The organism is Aliirhizobium sp. YIM B11859 (assembly GCF_057163345.1).
The window spans coordinates 190790-208986 of sequence record NZ_JBXHAY010000004.1 but is presented as its reverse complement, the minus strand read 5'-3'; the positions used below and the strand labels follow the sequence as shown (position 1 = coordinate 208986).

The following is an 18197-nucleotide window of genomic DNA, read 5'->3' as shown; positions in this document are numbered from 1 at the left end:
GAGGTCTGCCTTCAACAATCCGGCATTGGCAGCTTCCCCCTAGGTTGAGGAACGCTCGCTGCCATGACGCCAGCGCCGTGCCTCGCTTTTCATTTTCAGTAGGGAAGGCCGGCTTAAAAGCAGATAAAAATTCAATATAGATATATGATTACAGATGCTTATCGGACGGAATCAACATTCTGCACGCGGATCGATTACTTCAAATCTTGCACCGATCCTCACGTCATTTATTCGTTTGAGACATAAGCCCATGCGGCATTTGGCGCGTAGCGAATTTGATAAAGATCAATTAGAGGCCATTGATCAGGATGCGTCCAAGGCCTCTTCCCCGCCGTTGTGACAGCTCCTCAGAATTTCCTTGTGCTCCGTCGGCACAACTCTTCAATTGAGGCCCAAAATGATACGGCATTCTTCCAAACTGCTTTCCGTCGCGTTGGCAGCAGCCTTGGCGTCGAGCGTCTCGATCGCAAGCGCGCAGCAGGCAGCGGCCCCACCGCCATCGGTCACCACAACGATCATGCAGCCTCGCTCGCTACCGCTGAGCTACAGCTATGCCGCACGCCTGTCGGCCTTCCGCCAGACAGAAGTCCGTCCGCGGGTAAGCGGCATCCTGCTGAAGCGCAATTTCGTTGAAGGCGCCCGCGTCAGGTCCGGTGATGTCCTGTTCCTCATCGATCCAGCACCCTTCCAGGCAGCCCTTGCCGAGGCAGAAGCACAGCTTGGCCAGGTGCAGGCGCAGCTCTCCCAGGCAGTCCGCGAGGAACAGCGCAATATCCGCCTGTTCGACCAACGTGTCGGCAGCGAAAAGAGCCGCGACGACGCGATTTCGGCGCGCGAACTGGCCGAAGCTGCCGTTGCCGCGGCGAAGGCGCAGGTTCGGACCGCCGACCTCAATCTCAGCTATACCCGCGTCGATGCGCCGATCGGCGGCACGACCAGCCTCGAACAGGTGCCGGAAGGCAGCCTGATTACCGCCAGCACCACCCTTCTGGCCGATATCACCCAGACAGACCCGGTCTATGTCAACTTCTCCTTCTCCGATGCAGAGGCACGCGAGGTGCGCCACCTTCTGGCGCTGATGAAGCAGAAGGGTGATGTCCATCCGCTCAGCGTCAAACTGACCTTTGGTGATGGCACGGTTTACGGCAAGGAAGCGCGCATCGACTTCACCTCGGCCGTTGTCGATGCCAGCACCGGCACGATCCAGGCCCGCGCCGTCGTCGAAAACCCCGATAACGACCTTATCCCGGGCCAGTTCGTCCGCGCTACAGTGACGGGCGTGACGGTCGACCATGCTATCGCGGTACCGGAAATCGCCGTCATGCAGAGCGCCCAGGGCCAGTTCGTCTATACCGTCGGCGAAGATGGCAAGGCAAAGATCCAGCCGATCACGCTCGGCCAGGAAGTCGGCCATGACTGGATCGTCGAAAGCGGCCTGAAGGAAGGTGATCAGGTCATCACCGAAGGTATTATCAAGGTTCGTCCCGGTGCTCAGGTGGATATCTCCGCAAAGTCCGACGGGAACCCAGACAAGGTTGCAACGAACTGATGGGCAACAGATTTTTCATTGATCGGCCGGTTTTCGCGGCCGTCATATCCATTGTGATCATCCTGGCAGGCCTGCTTGCCATGCGAGCCCTGCCGATCGCACAATATCCCGAACTGGTTCCGCCACAGGTCGTGGTCACGGCCAACTATCCCGGCGCCAACGCCCAGACCATCGCCCAGACCGTTGCAGCTCCGCTGGAGCAGCAGATCAACGGCGTCGAGAACATGCTTTACATGCAATCGGCGAACTCCAACAGCGGCGCGATGCAGATCACAGTGACCTTCGCGCTCGGGACCGATCCCGATCAGGCGACGATCAACGTCAACAACCGCGTCCAGCGCGCTACCTCCACGCTGCCGAACGAAGTGACCCGCCAGGGCATCGTCGTCGCCAAACGTTCGACATCGCCGCTGGCCTTCATCGCCATGTATTCCGACAACCCGCAATATGACCGGGCCTATGTCGGCAATTACGCACTGCTGAACGTGATCGACGATCTGAAGCGTATTCCAGGTGTTGGCGATGCAAGCGTTCTTGGCAGCATCGACTATTCCATGCGCATCTGGCTTCGACCGGACAGGCTGGCGCAATACAATCTGACGCCGAGCGATATTTCGGCGGCGATCCAGGAGCAGAATTCACAGTTCGCTGCGGGTCAGTTTGCCGATCAGCCATCTCCGAGCGGGCAGCCGTTCACTTACAGCGTCACGACACAGGGCCGCCTTCCGGATCCGGAAGCATTCGGCAACATCATCCTGCGTTCCGATAGCAATGCTGCGGCGCTCCGACTGAAGGATGTCGCGCGCATCGAGCTCGGCTCCAAGAACTATTCGGTCAACAGCGGCCTCAACGGCACGCCGGCAGTACCGATCGTCGTCTATCTGCAGCCGGGGGCAAACGCGCTCGATACGATGCAGTCAGTGTCCTCGCGGCTGGCGGAGCTGAAGGCTTCGTTCCCGCAAGGCATAGAATACCGCATTCCTTACGACACGACGAAATTCATCCAGGTTTCGATCGATGAAGTCGTCCACACCTTCTTCGAGGCGGTTGCTCTGGTCGTCATCGTGGTGTTCCTGTTCCTGCAGAACTGGCGCGCAACGCTCATTCCGGTCATTGCCGTACCCGTGTCGATCATCGGCACCTTTGCCGGCATGTATATGCTGGGCTTCTCGATCAACCTGTTGACGCTCTTCGGCCTCGTGCTGGCGATCGGCATCGTCGTGGACGATGCAATCGTCGTGCTCGAAAACGTCGAGCGTCTGATGACGACGGAACGATTATCGCCACGAAATGCCGCGATCAAGGCGATGTCCGAGGTCAAAGGCCCGGTCATCGCCATCGTTCTGGTTCTCTGTTCGGTGTTCGTGCCAGTCTCCTTCATGGGCGGCCTTGCCGGCCAGATGTACAAGCAGTTCGCCGTGACCATCGCGATCTCGGTCATCCTGTCCGGCATCGTGGCACTGACACTGACGCCGGCGCTCTGCGCGTTGATCCTGAAACCAGGGCATCACGAACCGGCCCTGCCGTTCCGCATCTTCAATCGCGGTTTCGAACGGCTGACTTCAGGCTATACGGCCGGTGTGCAGTTTTTCATCAAGCGCTTTGCCATCGGCCTCATCATCGTCGCGGCCATTCTGGGCAGCACGGCCTACATGTTCCGCACCATTCCAGGCTCTCTGGTTCCCAGCGAAGACCAGGGCTGGCTGCTGCAGATCGCCGTCCTGCCGCCGGCCGCGGCACTGCCGCGAACCGAGGCCGTCATGGACAAGGTGGTGGAGAACACGAGGAAACTCGATGCCGTCCGCGATGTCTTCTCCGTCTCCGGCTACGATATTCTGGCGAGCAGCATCAAGAGCAGCGCCGGCCTCTCCTTCGTCATTCTCAAGGATTGGGACGAGAGACCACTCGCCTCGCAGGATGCCCGCAACATGGCGGGGCCGATCATCGGCGCCAACAAGGATGTCCGCGACGGCATGGTCCTGGCCTTCAACCCACCACCGATCCAGGGCCTGAGTACCACGGGTGGTTTCGAATCCTATATTCAGGACCGAACCGGCGGCAACGTCGCCAATCTTGCCGAGCAGACTGCGCGCCTTGTCGAGGCCGCTTCAAAGCGGCCTGAGCTTGCCGGCGTCCGCACCACGTTTGATGCCAGCGTTCCGCAATATCACGTCGATCTCGATCGCGAGAAGGCCAAGGCTCTCAACATCCCGATCGACAGCGTCTTCGATGCCATGCAGGCCACTTTCGGCAGCCTCTATGTCAACGACTTCACGCTCTACGGCCGCAGCTATCAGGTGACCTTGCAGTCGGAAGCCGCCTTCCGGCAGACACCGGACGATCTGAGGCAGGTGTTCGTCCGTTCGAGCGACGGCAACATGATCCCGCTCGATGCCCTGGTAAAGGTGACGCGCATCATCGGTCCGGATCTTCTGGAGCGTTTCAATGCCTTTAACGCCGCCAAGGTCACCGGAAATCCGGCGCCGGGCTACACGTCGGGGGATGCCATCAAGGCGATGCAGCAGGTGGCGGCCGAAACCCTCCCAACCGGTTATCAGCTGGCCTGGACCGGTTCGGCCTTTCAGGAACTGGCAAGCGGCAGTTCGGGCAACCAGGCGATGATCTTCGGCATCATCATGGTTTTCCTGATCCTGGCGGCACAGTACGAAAAATGGTCGCTGCCGCTGGCCGTCATCACGGCCATTCCCTTCGCCTTGTTCGGTGCGCTGCTCGCAACCCTGCTGCGCGGCCTGACCAACGACATCTATTTCCAGATCGGGATGGTGACGCTGATCGGCCTTGCAGCGAAAAACGCGATCCTGATCGTGGAATTCGCAGTGCTCAAGCGCCAGGAAGGCATGACTGCCGGTGAAGCGGCGGTCGAGGCGGCCCGTCTGCGCTTCCGCCCGATCGTCATGACGTCGCTTGCCTTCATTCTCGGCGTCGTACCGCTGGCGATCAGCAGCGGCGCCGGTTCCGCCAGCCGCCATGCGATCGGCACCGGCGTGATCGGCGGGATGATTGCTGCGACTTTCATCGCGACCTTCTTCATTCCGATGTTCTACCGCCTGATTGCCTGGCGACAGCCGAAGCCGCGGGAAGCCGATGATGAGACGACCGCCCTGACGCCGGCCGAGTAAGCTTGGGAAAACACAACGGGCGCGTCTCTCAAGACGCGCCCGTTGTGTTTCCGGGGGAAGGACCGCTCGCGATGCGTGTCGCGCGGTTGGAATGTTGCAGAACCGCAACGACATGACAGAAATCGGCCCGGCCGCGGCACAGCCTCCGCGTCGTCCAGGCGTTCAACACTTCAATGATATCAAGCAGTAAACATGACTTTTGCGAGCAGGTTTTATCCACTGACGGGCATCTTTAACTAAATCATTGCCATTGCACCGTTTTTTCCTGTCCTCTAGGCTTCAGCTCAACCTCCGCGGCAGTGGAGGATTTGTTGGCCTCCATTATTTCGTGACAGTCGTGAACAAGCTGAAGCTTGCAGATCTGATCGGTGTTTTTATCAAGTCCCGGGCGCGCCTTGAATCGTCGGCGCGAGCGCGAACAGGCTCCCGTGCCTTGGCAGAGGATCTGATGCAGGACGTATGGCTGAAGCTGGAAACGTCGCAAATGGTCGGCCAGATCGACAACCCGGCCGGTTTCATACAGAAAGTTGCCAATACAACTGTCGCGGGGCATCTGCGCAAGGAGCGACGTCGGACAGAAATCGACCTGGAAATCTCCGAGTTGATCTGGGAAACGTCCGACGATATTTCACCGGAAAGGATGCTGATCGGCCGCGAAAACCTTCAGGCGGTCGAGGCCGCGCTGAAAGAGCTGCCGGAGAAGACACGGCGGATATTCCTGATGAACCGCATCGAGGGCATACCTCATCGGCGTATCGCGGAGATGCTCGACGTCAGCGACGAGGCGGTCTATTATCACATCCGACGAACCCTGGAGCATCTGGCCAGGATCCGCAGCGATATTACCGGATGATTTTTCCGCGACTTTCCTTTGGCAAACGGCACGTTCACGCGTCTATAATGTAGAACCACTCGAAACTGGGTGGATTGCCATTTGAAACCGCGCTGCACCATTGATGGATGATTCCGAAAAAACCGCCGAACGCGAACGCCGCATCGCTCTCGATGCGCGTGACTGGATCGTGCGGCTGACATCGGGAAACGTCAGCGACACGGCGCTGGAGCGCTTCAAGGCATGGCGGGATCTTTCCCCTGAACACAAGCTTGCTTTCGAGCGCGAACGGACATTCTGGCAGCAGTTGCAGGTTCTGGAGGAGGCAGATGAAAAACCTTCCACCACCCAGCGGCAGCCAATGCCCGCGTCCGGTATCAGGCGCCGAACATTCCTGGCGGGCGGAGCAGCAACCGCAGCGGTTGCGGCAACCATGGTCTCGTTTCCGCACCTGCAGGAATGGTGGTCGGCCGATTTTGCCACCGCAGTCGGTGAACAGGCGGAGATTGCCCTGCCTGATGGTTCGGTTGCCACACTCAATACCGACAGCGCAATTGCGGTGGATTTCACACAGCAACTCCGTCTTGTCACACTTATAAAAGGCGAAGCCGGGTTCCGCCTATGGCCGGGGACCTCCGCTCCCTTTCGCGTTGCGGCCCTCGGTGGCAACAGCGATGCGCTCGACACCGCCACCTTCTCTGCCAAGGCAATGGCGGGCATGGCGACGATCACGGTGGAAAAAGGCAATATCCGCGTAACCGGCCAGGTCGCGCCCAAGGCGAGTTATGAAACGTTTGCTGGGGAAGTGGAACTGGCCGCAAACGAGCAGACCAGCTACAGGGCAGGTCAACAACCCCTGCCCGCTTTATCAGTCGATCCGGACCTCGTTCTGGCATGGAGGAGCGGGCGACTGATCTTCGAAGGAAGGCCGTTTTCGTCGGCCATTGCCGAGATCGGCCGCTACGTTCCAGAGCGTATCATCATGGGACCGGGCGTCGATCCTGATATTCCGGTCAGCGCGATATTCTCAACCCGCAACGCCTTTGACGCTGTGCGTGCGCTGGCAAAGACCCAGGGCCTCGTGGCGCGCCGTATACCAGGCGTGATGATCGTCCTTACCTAGGCGACCTCCACTTTTTTCGGAAAAATCACAATCGCCTCTTTAGGCATCCCCCTCCTTCGCGCGTCAACATGCTGAAGGGGCGGAAAATGGCGCGCCTTCGATCGATGGTCCGTGGGGGGCCTTTCAGAGGGATTGGGGTTTTGATGATGAATGGGGCAGCACGGCCTGGTTTGCGGCGGGTGAGCAGGCAGTTTTTGACCACGTTTGCGATGAGCACAGCGCTTTGCCTGGGCGCTTTCCCGGTGGCAATGCCGGTCCGGCACGCCGCTGCACAGACCATGCACATGCATGAATTCAATCTTCCCAGCCAGCCGCTCAATCGCGCCCTGCGCCAATTTTCCGAGGCATCCGGCATACAGATCGCCTACCGCACGTCGATTGCCGCCGGAGCAAAAGCGCCTGCAGTCTCCGGCTTGATGCCGTCGGAAGAGGCGCTTGCCCGGCTGCTCGCCGGTTCCGGACTGCGTTACAGTTTTGCCAGTGCCAATACGGTGACGATCCTTGATGCAGCGACCACCTCGGCGATTAACGGTACGGCTGGTGGCGCACCTGCCCTTGCTCCGATCATTCTGCAAGCGCAACAGGAGAGCGCCTTTGGACCGGTAGACGGAATTGTCGCGACGCGCAGCGCAACCGGGTCCAAGACCGACGCGCCTCTTATCGAAATCCCGCAGACGATCAACGTGGTGACGGCCGAGCAGATCAAGGCACAGAGCGCCCAGACCATCGGCGAGGCCCTGCGTTATACGCCAGGGGTCAGATCGGAAGGTTATGGTGCGAGCTCGCCCTTCGATGCCTATACCCAAGTGCGCGGCTTTCGTTCCGACCTCTATCTGGACGGATTAAAACTGCCGGGCGGCAATATCGACGGCACGGCAAGTGGCGTTATCGATCCGTGGGCGCTGGAACGGCTTGAGGTTCTCCAGGGACCGGCATCAGGACTTTATGGCCAATCCGGGCCGGGCGGCATCATCAACATGGTGACCAAGCGGCCGACGGATCAACCTATCCATGAAGTGCAGGTCCAGGGCGGCAGCTTCGGGCGCATCCAGACCGCCTTCGATTTCGGCGGACCGATCGACGACGAAGGGCAGTTCCTCTACCGCATAACCGGGTTGGGGCGCAGTTCGGGCACGCAACTCGATTTTGCCAAGGACGACAGATTCTATATCGCGCCGGCACTGACATGGAAGCCGGATGAGGACACGTCGCTGACTTTGCTTGGCCTCTATCAACGCGATCGCGGGGTGTGGCCGTTCTTCAACTACATGCCGGCGGAGGGATCGCTTTCCGATTACAATGGCCGCAAGATCGCCACCGACACCTATCTGGGCGAGCCCGATTTCGACAAGCTGGATCGCGATCAGGCTTCGATCGGCTACGAATTGCAACACCGTTTCAACGACACGGTCGCCGTCAAGCAGAACATGCGCTTCAGCAATGCGAACTCCTACACGCGCGGCGCGGTTACCGGACGTTCTTATCTGAGCGGCACCGGCGTCATCGACCGGATGGGCATACGCGTCGACAATGATGTCAACACATTCACCATCGACAACCAGGTCAAGCTCGATCTCGATACGGGGCCTTTCGCGCATGATGCGGTGGTCGGCCTCGATTACCGGCACGAGTCCTCCGACTATCTGTTCACCGGCGGATCGGCTCCCTCTCTCGATGTCTTCGATCCCGTCTACAATTCAGGGCCGATCACGGTCGACGACTTCTCCCTCACCGATTACGACAGCAAGCTCGATCAGGTCGGCATCTATGTCCAGGACCAGATCAGGTTCAATCAATGGGTCCTGACCCTCGGGGGACGTTACGACCGGGCCTGGAGCGAACTCGACAACGCGGCAACGACCTTTGCCTCTGCCAGCAGGACGGAACAGGACGACCACGCGTTTACCGGACGCGCCGGCCTGACCTATCTCTTCGACAACGGCATCGCACCCTATGTGAGCTACGCGACATCGTTTCAACCTGAAACCGGGGTCGATGCCACCACGGGAGGTGCATTCAAACCGAGCAAGGGCAAGCAGTTCGAGATCGGCATGAAATACCAGCCACCGGGGACCAGTACGCTGATCACGGTGGCGGCTTTCGACCTCACTCAGACAAACCGCATCACCACGGACGCTGCTTTCCTGCAACGCCAGATCGGCGAGGCACGGGTGAAAGGCATAGAGATCGAAGCCAAGTCGGAAATCACCGACAATTTCGGCCTTATCGCAACCTATGCCTATCTCGATCATGAGATCACCAAAAGCGCCAATCCGGATGAGGTCGGCAGGGAGCTCTTCTCGACCCCCAATCATCAGGCCTCGCTCTGGGGGGATTACCATTTCGCCGATGGGGCATTGGCAGGTCTAAGCCTCGGCGCGGGTGCACGCTATATCGGGCCATCCACCGATTCGTCCAACACGCTCGACATACCGGGGGTGACGCTCTTCGATGCGCGCCTCAGGTTCGAGCTTGAAAATCTGTCGAACGAACTGGCTGGCGCGACCTTGGCGCTGAGCGCCACCAATCTCTTCGACAAGGAATATGTGAGCCAGTGCGACGGCGACACGATGTGCACCTATGGGGCGCGGCGCACCGTGCTCGCAACACTGAACTACAAGTGGTGACGCCCGGTTTTCCGGGCTTCACCTTTTCGAAAATGACACCTGGTGCCACCTCGCGGCTCCAAGTGTCCGGCGTCGTGGCATGGCTGGTCGGACGTCGCCAGCGTGACTTGAAACTGGGATGAGGATGGACGCTTTCGGCGCAAAGCCAGCGAAGAAAAAGACGACGGCGCGGCTGTGGCTGATCATTCACAGCTGGCTGGCGCTGCCGCTCTGGGCGCTTGTCTTTTTCGTCTGCCTGACCGGCACCATCGCCACCGTCAGCCAGGAGATATTATGGGTATTCAAACCCGAAATCCGCGCCAACCGCCCCTCCGGCAACGCGCCTCTTCTCGGTTACGACGCAATCCTGTCCGCAGTGGAAAAGGCCGATCCGGGGGTAAAGGTGGAATTCATCTCACGCCCGGTCAAGACGATCTATGCGCTGGAAGTGGTTGTCACCGCGCTCGACGGGCAGAGCACCACACTCTACGTCAACCCTTATACCGGCGTTATTCAGGGAACGGGAAAGACCTATGATTTCCGCTTCTTCATGCGTGCCCTGCACGGATGGCTGCTGTTTCCCTTCAACGGCATGACAAGCTGGGGGTGGTTCCTGGTATCGTCATTGTCCGTGCCGATGCTGGGCTCGCTGATCACCGGTGTGCTCGTCTACAAGAAATTCTGGCGGGCCTATCTCAATCCACGCCTGCGTATCCGAAGCGGGGCCCGGATTTTCTGGGGCGACGTCCATCGGCTCGCTGGTATCTGGTCGCTGCCTTTCATCGCCATCATGTCGGTCACCGCCGGATGGTTCCTGATCCAGCATATCCTCACCGCCAACAGCATCACGGTCTCGACCGTCGGCATCCCGCCCACCATAGCCCGTGAAAACGTGCCGTCCGGCACCGGCACGACAGCGCCCTGGATATCGCTCGACCGCGCCGCAGCCCTGGTGCATCAGGAGTTTCCGGATCTCGATCCTGCCTATGTGCAGATGCCGGTCAATGCCTACAATCACATCGTTGTCGGTGGGCGCGGCAACTATCCGCTGATCTTCGAGACCGCCAACGTCAATCCCTATAACGGCAAGGTCGAATGGACACGGCGCGTATCCGATCGCTCGGCGGTGGAGCTGGTGACGGAAAGCATGCGCCCCCTCCACACAGGAGATTTCGCCGGCATCTGGCTCAAGCTTCTGTATTTCGTGTTTGGTCTGCTTCTAACCTCGCTGGTCTTCTCGGGTATCATGGTGTGGACCAAGCGGACGGCACAGGCGACCAGATCGCTGGTTCGCGACGTGAGGGACGCTCGGCAGTTTCACGCCTCTGCGGAGAAGGCGAGATGAGCGACTTGCAAACAAGACCCTCACCGCCCAAAGCCAATCCTCATGCCGGTTTGCCCGGCGGAAAGCGCCGCTGGCCCTTCCATCTCAGCCTGCTTCTCCTGCTCATCCCCGCAGTTTGCGTCCCGCATTACTTCCGCGAAGTGGCGCTGTTTTCCGGCACCGATGGCCTTGGCGAGCGAAAGCTGGGCGAGATCGAAGTAGGCCCCTGGCACGTTCACCTTGCCGAATTCCGTCTCGGCGAACCACTCGATCAAGGGCCTGCCGGCTTCATCAAGACCTTCGCGCTCGGCCTCGATCCGGCAAGCGCCGATCACGTCAAGGCAAGCTATATGCGGGTCGGAAAACCGAGATCGCTGAGGGCAGCCGGCGCGATCTTCTATGGTACGCCCTATCGCCAGCTTGTCGATCTGCCCATACCCGCCCGGACAACCGCCGACGAACGGTTATGGCTAACCCTCGAGGGCTGGGACGGTTCAGTCCATCAGGCATCCATCGCCTTATCGGAAGCATCGCCGATGACTGTGGCATGGCTGAAGAAGCAGGCAGGTGCGAAATGACGAACAGGCTGAAAATAGCATTCCTGGCATTCGCTGCCGTGTTCTGCGGCACGGTGCCCGCCCTTGCACACTATCCCTATTGCAGCTGTGCGCTCTACGATGACAAGATTACCTGCACCGGTGGTTTCTCCGATGGCACAGGCGCCAACGGCGTGAAACTCGATGTCATTTCTTATGACGAGCAAGTGCTGATCCCGGGAAAGTTCGGGGCAGATTCCAAGGCGAGCTTCGAAAGACCTGACGGAGAATTCTACATTCTCTTCGATGCAGGCCCCGGTCATGTGGTGGAAGTCGATTGGCACGATATCGACGGGATCGACAGATGAGCGGAGGTCGCCACAGCCAGATCGTCCGCCCCTCAGGCGCCGGACCCGAAACACTTTTTGTCGTCCTTCTTTGCAGCGCCATCCTGCTTGCCTCGACCGTTGTGGTCGCGCTGCGTGCAACCCCGCCCGAGACGGTCTCGATAGACACGTGGCAGGTCGATGCGCGCTCGGAACTGACAGCCGCCGAGCAGGGCATTAACGCGGACCTGCGGGTCGCTGCCGACGATATCCTCCTCGCACTGGAGGGTGGAACCGTGCCTCAACCCGAAAAACTCGCGGCAAATGCCCTGCCACCGTTCATAAAAGATGCCACCACCGATGCGCGGGGCGGCCATGTGTGGAGCGTCGTAGACGGCAAAGACGGTTTCGTCGGGTGGTTCGGTCGGTCCGCCTCGCCCGAGATTGGCGGGTCGATGCTGTTGCAGATCGCCGCCACCGATCGTTCCGTCGACCACGCGGATGGCAAAGACAAAGTGTCGGTCTGGGTTAATCGTGATCAATCCGCAAATGTTCACGGTCTTTCCAACAAGGCGCTGATCTCGTCGGGGTGGAAACAGGTCACCAGCCGTTTCGATGCGTCTGTTACGCGGGACCCTCGCCGATGAAGCCTATCTCGCGTCGTTCGCTTTTTTGGGGTCTGACCACCATCGCCATCTCCTTGCCTATCCGCAGCCACGTCGCTGCGGCAGAAAAACTGCGCATCGGCGTGACCCTTCATCCCTATTATTCCTTCGTCGCCAATATCGTCGGCGAGCGGGCTAAGGCGGTGCCGCTCATCCCGGCGGGCTTCAATCCGCATGCCTACGAGCCGCGCGCCGAGGACATCCGCAGGCTCGGCTCGCTCGATGTGGTCGTGCTGAACGGCATCGGCCACGACGATTTTGCCGAGCGAATGATGGCCGCGTCGGACAAACCGTCATTGCCGACCATAGAGGCCAATCGGGACGTACCCTTGTTGGCCGCCGTCGGTGGGGTGTCTAGCCGTATGGGCAATAATCGCGTTGTCGGCGGCCAGGTGGTCAACTCACACACATTCCTGTCCATTACCGGTGCAATCCAGCAGGTCCAGACCATAGCCCGCGAACTCGGACGCCTCGATCCCGGCAATTCCGCCGAATACACGAAGAATGCGCGCCTCTACCAGCAGCGGCTGCGGAAGATCAGGGCAAACGCCCTGTCGGAGCTAAAGGAAATGCCGGGTGCAAGTTTCAGGGTCGCCACGATCCATGGCGCCTATGACTATCTGCTGCGGGAATTCGGGCTGGAAGTGACCGCCGTCGTCGAACCGGCTCACGGCATCGAGCCGAGCCCGTCACAGCTTGCCAAAACGATCGATGCCATCAAGACGCTCGACGTGAGGGTGATTTTTTCCGAGCTGAATTTCCCCTCTCCCTATGTCGAGACCATCGAGCGGGAGACCGGCATCCGGCTCTATCCGCTCTCCCACATCATCTACGGGGCTTATACGCCCGAAAAGTTCGAGGTGGAGATGGCGGAAAATTTCGCCACCGTCGTCAGGGCCATTCGCGAGCAGAGCCCCCAGGAAAATGGAGCGTCCAGATGAGCGCGCTCACATCGACATTCACGGCAAGCACCATCGGGAAACCATCACCACGCGGGCCGGCCGTGGTCTTCGATGATGTCTCGCTGACACTCGGACGAACGACTATTCTGTCCGATGTCAGACACCGTATCGAGGGCGGAAGCATCCATGCACTGATCGGCCCGAATGGCGGCGGCAAGTCATCACTGGTTCGCTGCCTGCTCGGTCAGGCGCCCCATCGTGGCAGAATTCACATCGAATGGCGCGGTGAGCCCGGCACCATCGGCTATGTTCCGCAAGCGCTGGATTTCGATCGCGGACTGCCGATGACGGTGATGGATTTCATGGCGGCGATCGCCGCCAACAGGCCCGCCTTTCTGGCCCCGAAAATCCCGGTGAGGAAGCGGATCCTGGCCGCTCTAGAACAGGTTGGAATGGAACAGAAAGCCTATCGGCGGATGGGGGCGCTTTCCGGCGGCGAGCGCCAGCGCGTCATGCTGGCACAGGGGGTCATGCCGGAGCCTGATCTCATTCTGCTGGACGAACCGATGGCCGCGTTAGACGAGGCGGGCGCCAGAATATTCGAACGCGTATTGCTCGATCTGAAAAGCAAGGGCGTCACTGTCTTCTGGGTGGAGCACGACCTCGATGCCGTCCGCAGGCTGGCAGATCAGGCCGCATGCCTGAACAGACGCTTGTTGCTCACCGGCACGCCGACGGCTGTGCTGACACCCGAAAACGTCATGACGCTGTTTTCGCATCGTTCGGGCATATCGCCATGAGCGAGATGTTCGAAGCCTTCCGCCAAGGCGTACAGGTGCTTGCCGCAAACGGCTATCTGCCACAGTCACTGGCCTATGGTTTTGCCGTCAATGCGCTGCTGGCTGGCCTGATCGCCGGACCGATGCTGGGGTTTCTCGGCACGCTGGTCGTGGTCAAACGACATGCCTTCTTCTCAGAGGCTGTCGGCCACGCGGCACTCACCGGCGTCGCGATCGGCATATTGGCCGGTGAACCCTATACCGGTCCCTACGGCTCGCTTTTCGGCTATTGCCTGATCTTCGGTATCGCGCTCAACTATCTGCGCCACCGCACTGGACTTTCTCCAGATACGCTGATCGGCGTATTTCTCTCCATGTCCCTTGCGCTCGGTGCAAGCGTGTTGCTGGTGCTTGCAGGACGGATCAACGTTCACATTCTTGGAAACGTGCTGTTCGGATCAATCCTCACCGTGTCCGGCACCGACATCGTGATCCTTTCGATTGTCGGCATCCTGGTCGCCACAGTCACGGCGGTCTTCTTCAATCGCTTCATGCTGGCAAGCTTCAATCCGGTCCTCGCCTCGGTGCGCGGCATCCCGGTCAAGCGTCTCGACTATGTATTCGTCATCCTGGTGACTGTGGTCACGGTCGCCTGCGTCAAGATCATCGGCGCCGTCCTCGTCGGCGCGCTTCTCGTCATTCCGGCCGCAAGCGCGCGCATCGTTTCCCATTCGCTGAGAGGATTTGTCTCGTTATCCGTGACATTCTCCCTGATCGCCACTCTGGCCGGCATTATCCTGCCGATGGAACTCGATCTTCCAGTCCCCTCCGGCGCTTCAATCATCCTTTCGGCCGGCGCCCTGTTCATGGTCTGCGCCATCATCCGCGCATTGATCCCGGCTTTGAAAGGAGAAGCCGCATGACCCATGGACTGACGCGCCGTCTGGCGATGAGCTCTGCGGCAACCATCCTGGCCAGCGCAGCCTTTGCCCAAGGCCTGAAGCCGATCCGATCCGGTGGATCGATCCTTGTGCTGACGGCTCATCCGGCCGCCTACGCGCTTGCCGTCGCCATGACCCGGAGAAGCTCCATCGAAGTAAAAGCCATACAGCCGGAGAAGCTTCCAGCCAGCCGCCTGACCTCCTTCCTCCTGGGCCGCGGCAAACAAACGCTGGCGGATGCTGCCATGCAGGCGGATGCCGTGGTGACATTCCGGTCATTCTGGCCGGATGATCCGCTTTATCCCCATGCGAGGCGCAGCAATATAAGACTGGTCGAAATCGATGCCGCCCGACCGATCGACGGGCTTCTGCCGGGTATTGCCGTTGCCGAACCGACCGACGATACCGGCGTTTACAAAGCGCTGGATCTTGCGCCGATGCCGCCATCGGGGGAAGCAATGGCGCCGTGGCTGTCGCCTACGGCCCTGGGGCGCATGGCCGATATCGTCGCAGCAGATCTCGCACGTCTTGATCCGAATTCGGCAAAAGCGATCGCCGAGAACGCCGCTGTGCTGAAGCGAAGCCTCCTGGCACTGAAAGCCGATGCGGATGTCGCCTTGACCCGGGCGACGAACCTGACAGCCCTCGCCCTGTCACCGCATGCCCAGTATCTCGCCGGTGATCTCGGGATAGAACTGCTCGGCTCACTCACGGTGGCGCCCGGCGAATGGACTTCGGAACGTCGTGGTAAGCTTGCGGGTTGGCTGCGGGAAAACGAAGTCCCAGTTGTACTGCTCGACACCGAAATCGCTGATGATTTGCGTAGCGCCGTGGAAACGGCCGGAGCCAGGACCGCGATCCTCTCGCTGACCGATGGCAAAGATGGAGACCTCGTCGGGCTCGCAAACAGCAATCTGCAAACGTTGAGCGATGTGTTCACAGGTTAGGCAGCGGGGCTGCCTCCGCCCTGAACGGGGTCGAACGATGAACCTTGCGATCCATCGTTCGACCGACCTTCAAGGTCAGCGTGCCGAAAGCTCACCCTCATCGGCAACAATCGATGCCGCTTCGGTTCGCAGGACGTCCTTGGCGTTCTTGCGAGCATTTTCAATCGCGAGATCGGCGCTCAGGCTGCGCTCGTTCGCCTGCAGCCCATCGTCTTCGCTGCGCATCAAGCCATCATTGGCTTCGCCACGCTTCTTGAGACGGTTTGCCAGAGCAGTCTGCTCGTTCCGCCGCTCGGTCTCATTCAGCGAGACGACACGCTTTTCGCGCTGCGCCTTCAGTTCGGCAGCGTCCTCGACGAAACGCTGGAAATCCGGATCCTTCTGCACCCGCGCCTCGTGGCGGCTTTGCAGTTGCGGGATCAGTGCGGAAATATTGGCCGCGGCCTTGTATTTCGCCGGCTTGATCTGGGTCCAGGGCAGCGCGTTGTCGTAACTCTGCTCACCCAGCGTCTTCGGGTCGGACAGGCCCGGCAGGCTGATGTCCGGCGTCACGCCGCGCAACTGCGTTGTTCCGCCATTGACACGGAAAAACTGGGCAATCGTCAGCTTCAGCTGGCCAAATTTCGGCTTGCTGTTATGGACCGCCTGATCGAGGTCGATCACCGTCTGCACGGTTCCCTTGCCGAAGCTTGGTTCTCCGACAATCACGCCGCGACCGTAATCCTGTATCGCTGCTGCAAAAATCTCGGACGCCGATGCCGAGCCACGATTGATCAGGACACCAACCGGACCAGACCATGCAGGCGTCGACAGGTCATCGCTTTCAACTTCGACTTTGCCCTCGGCGTTGCGCTGCTGGACGATCGGGCCTTTTCCGACGAACAGACCCGTCAGATCGATCGCCTCGGCCAGGGAGCCACCGCCATTGTCGCGCAGGTCGACCAGAACGCCATCGACCTTGTCCCGCTTCAGTTCGCCAAGAAGCTTGGCAACGTCACGGCTTGCGCTCCGATAGTCGTCGTCGCCTCTTCGCCGCGCTTCGAAATCCTCATAAAAGGCCGGCAGTGTAATCACCCCGATCTTGCGCGTAACGCCGCCGTCTTCGACGGAAAGGACAGTCTTCTTCGCCGCCTGCTTTTCGAGACTGATCTTGTCTCGCACCAAGGCGATGACGCGGTGGTTGGCGCTTTCTCCGGCATCTGCCGGCAGGATGTCCAAGCGAACAACGGAATCCTTCGCCCCGCGGATCATCTGCACGACTTCGTCGAGGCGGGTGCCCACGACCTCCTTGACCGCACCGTCATCTCCCTGGCCGACACCGATAATGCGGTCGCCGACTGCGAGCTTTCCCGAGAGTTGTGCCGGTCCGCCGGCCACCAGCTCACGGATCGTCGTGTAGCCATCCCGCTCCTGCAGCACGGCACCGATACCGACCAGCGAGAGCTTCATCGAAATATCGAAGTCGGCAGACGCTGCAGCGCCAAAATAGTCTGTGTGCGGATCGACGGAGTTGGTATAGGCAGCCATGAAAGACTGGAAAACATCGTCGCTCTTGTAGGTATAGACCCGCTCGAGAATGTTCTGGTACCGCTTGTCGAGGGTGTCGCGAATGAGAGCATCGGCTTGGCCCGCCAGCTTCAGACGCAGCCAATCGTTCTTGACCCGCTTGCGCCACAGGTCGTTGATTTGCTCTTGCGACTGCGGCCAAGGCTCTTGGTCCGGAGAAAGGGAAAAGGTTTCCCGTGCGCTGAAATCGAAGCCTTGCTTGAGCAGGTCACGCGCATAGGTCATGCGGTCGACAACACGCTGCGAATAGATGTTGAAGATCGTGAACGGGATTTTCAGGTCTTCGCGGGTGATGGCATCATCGATCCCGTTCCTGTCAGCCGCGAACTTGTCGATATCGGCCTGCAGGAAAAAGCTTCGGTCCGGATCAAGAGACTTGATATACTTGTCCATGATTTTGGCGGATAGCGCATCGTTCAGCGGAACCGGTTTGTAGGCGTATCGCGTCAGGAACTGCGCACTCAGATGAGCGGCTTCCGCCTGCTGTTGCAAGGGCGCCAGGACTGGAGGCGATCCGGACTCCAGCGAATATGCCGGTGTCGCAATTGCAAGGAAGAGGCCAATCAAACCGTATCTTAAGCGCATTCAGCTTTAATCCTAATCGTAACGTCTAGTCTCTACGAACTGATGGTGTTGGAGCAATGGTGATGTTTTGGCAACCAGATAAGCTCGCAAAACTTCGTGTCCGTCGTCAAAAATGCAGGTAAGGCCGGTGGCCTTCGAAGCTTGGCATCTAGAGGATATCGGTTCAAAGCGGACAGTGAAGCCTTGGACCGCGAAAAAGCCGGCAACGCCGCCATTTTTATGGCCGCGACTGTCAAAAATTCAAAGGTCATTGGCAAAATTTATGCGTCTATCTCGCCGCAACGCATTTACCGCCCCCCGAGGTGAAACCGAAAGCTGTTCGGCGCCGAAGAGCGCTCATTCATCTAGAACAACAACAGTCGATCAGCCTCGGCTC

14 protein-coding genes are annotated in these 18197 nt (G+C 59.6%); 13 read left to right on the top strand and 1 reads right to left on the bottom strand.

Annotated features, from left to right (window positions below):
• The first annotated feature begins 397 nt into the window (after positions 1-397).
• The 13 genes from AC2GXZ_RS17445 (at position 398) to AC2GXZ_RS17385 (ending at position 15670) form a co-directional block, all read left to right on the top strand.
• Positions 398-1549 carry an efflux RND transporter periplasmic adaptor subunit gene (locus AC2GXZ_RS17445; protein ID WP_483760454.1) on the top strand — a complete coding sequence of 384 codons (1152 nt, stop codon included), beginning with the start codon at positions 398-400 and terminating at the stop codon, positions 1547-1549.
• Positions 1549-4689: an efflux RND transporter permease subunit gene (locus AC2GXZ_RS17440; protein ID WP_483760453.1), complete on the top strand. Its 3141-nt coding sequence runs from the start codon at positions 1549-1551 to the stop codon at positions 4687-4689. Before AC2GXZ_RS17445 ends, AC2GXZ_RS17440 begins: the two co-directional genes overlap by 1 nt.
• Before the next feature lie 328 nt (positions 4690-5017).
• The gene (locus tag AC2GXZ_RS17435) at positions 5018-5542 is read left to right on the top strand and encodes an RNA polymerase sigma factor (protein ID WP_483760452.1); all 525 of its coding nucleotides are present in this window, start codon (positions 5018-5020) and stop codon (positions 5540-5542) included.
• 103 nt (positions 5543-5645) lie between these two features.
• Positions 5646-6644, top strand: coding sequence for a FecR family protein (locus tag AC2GXZ_RS17430; protein WP_483760451.1), 999 nt, complete (start codon positions 5646-5648; stop codon positions 6642-6644).
• A gap of 209 nt (positions 6645-6853) precedes the next feature.
• Positions 6854-9271, top strand: coding sequence for a TonB-dependent siderophore receptor (locus tag AC2GXZ_RS17425; protein ID WP_483760450.1), 2418 nt, complete (start codon positions 6854-6856; stop codon positions 9269-9271).
• A 118-nt stretch (positions 9272-9389) separates the two neighbouring features.
• Positions 9390-10595 (top strand): PepSY-associated TM helix domain-containing protein, encoded by a 1206-nt coding sequence (locus AC2GXZ_RS17420; protein WP_483760449.1) that lies wholly within the window; start codon positions 9390-9392, stop codon positions 10593-10595.
• Positions 10592-11152 (top strand): thiamine pyrophosphate-binding protein, encoded by a 561-nt coding sequence (locus tag AC2GXZ_RS17415; protein WP_483760448.1) that lies wholly within the window; start codon positions 10592-10594, stop codon positions 11150-11152. Before AC2GXZ_RS17420 ends, AC2GXZ_RS17415 begins: the two co-directional genes overlap by 4 nt.
• A complete protein-coding gene (locus tag AC2GXZ_RS17410) occupies positions 11149-11478 on the top strand; it encodes a hypothetical protein (protein WP_483760447.1) in 330 nt (109 codons plus the stop codon). Before AC2GXZ_RS17415 ends, AC2GXZ_RS17410 begins: the two co-directional genes overlap by 4 nt.
• The gene (locus AC2GXZ_RS17405; protein WP_483760446.1) at positions 11475-12083 is read left to right on the top strand and encodes a DUF6162 family protein; all 609 of its coding nucleotides are present in this window, start codon (positions 11475-11477) and stop codon (positions 12081-12083) included. Before AC2GXZ_RS17410 ends, AC2GXZ_RS17405 begins: the two co-directional genes overlap by 4 nt.
• Positions 12080-13042 (top strand): metal ABC transporter solute-binding protein, Zn/Mn family, encoded by a 963-nt coding sequence (locus AC2GXZ_RS17400; RefSeq protein ID WP_483760445.1) that lies wholly within the window; start codon positions 12080-12082, stop codon positions 13040-13042. The genes AC2GXZ_RS17405 and AC2GXZ_RS17400 overlap by 4 nt, the downstream gene beginning before the upstream one ends.
• Positions 13039-13803, top strand: coding sequence for a metal ABC transporter ATP-binding protein (locus AC2GXZ_RS17395; protein ID WP_483760444.1), 765 nt, complete (start codon positions 13039-13041; stop codon positions 13801-13803). Before AC2GXZ_RS17400 ends, AC2GXZ_RS17395 begins: the two co-directional genes overlap by 4 nt.
• The gene (locus AC2GXZ_RS17390; protein WP_483760443.1) at positions 13800-14705 is read left to right on the top strand and encodes a metal ABC transporter permease; all 906 of its coding nucleotides are present in this window, start codon (positions 13800-13802) and stop codon (positions 14703-14705) included. The genes AC2GXZ_RS17395 and AC2GXZ_RS17390 overlap by 4 nt, the downstream gene beginning before the upstream one ends.
• Entirely contained in the window at positions 14702-15670 is a 969-nt protein-coding gene (locus AC2GXZ_RS17385; protein ID WP_483760442.1) for a metal ABC transporter solute-binding protein, Zn/Mn family, read from the top strand. Before AC2GXZ_RS17390 ends, AC2GXZ_RS17385 begins: the two co-directional genes overlap by 4 nt.
• Positions 15671-15745: 75 nt before the next feature.
• On the opposite strand, the gene AC2GXZ_RS17380 is transcribed toward AC2GXZ_RS17385, so the two are convergent.
• The gene (locus tag AC2GXZ_RS17380) at positions 15746-17821 is read right to left on the bottom strand and encodes a carboxy terminal-processing peptidase (RefSeq protein ID WP_483760441.1); all 2076 of its coding nucleotides are present in this window, start codon (positions 17819-17821) and stop codon (positions 15746-15748) included.
• Positions 17822-18197: the final 376 nt, after the last annotated feature.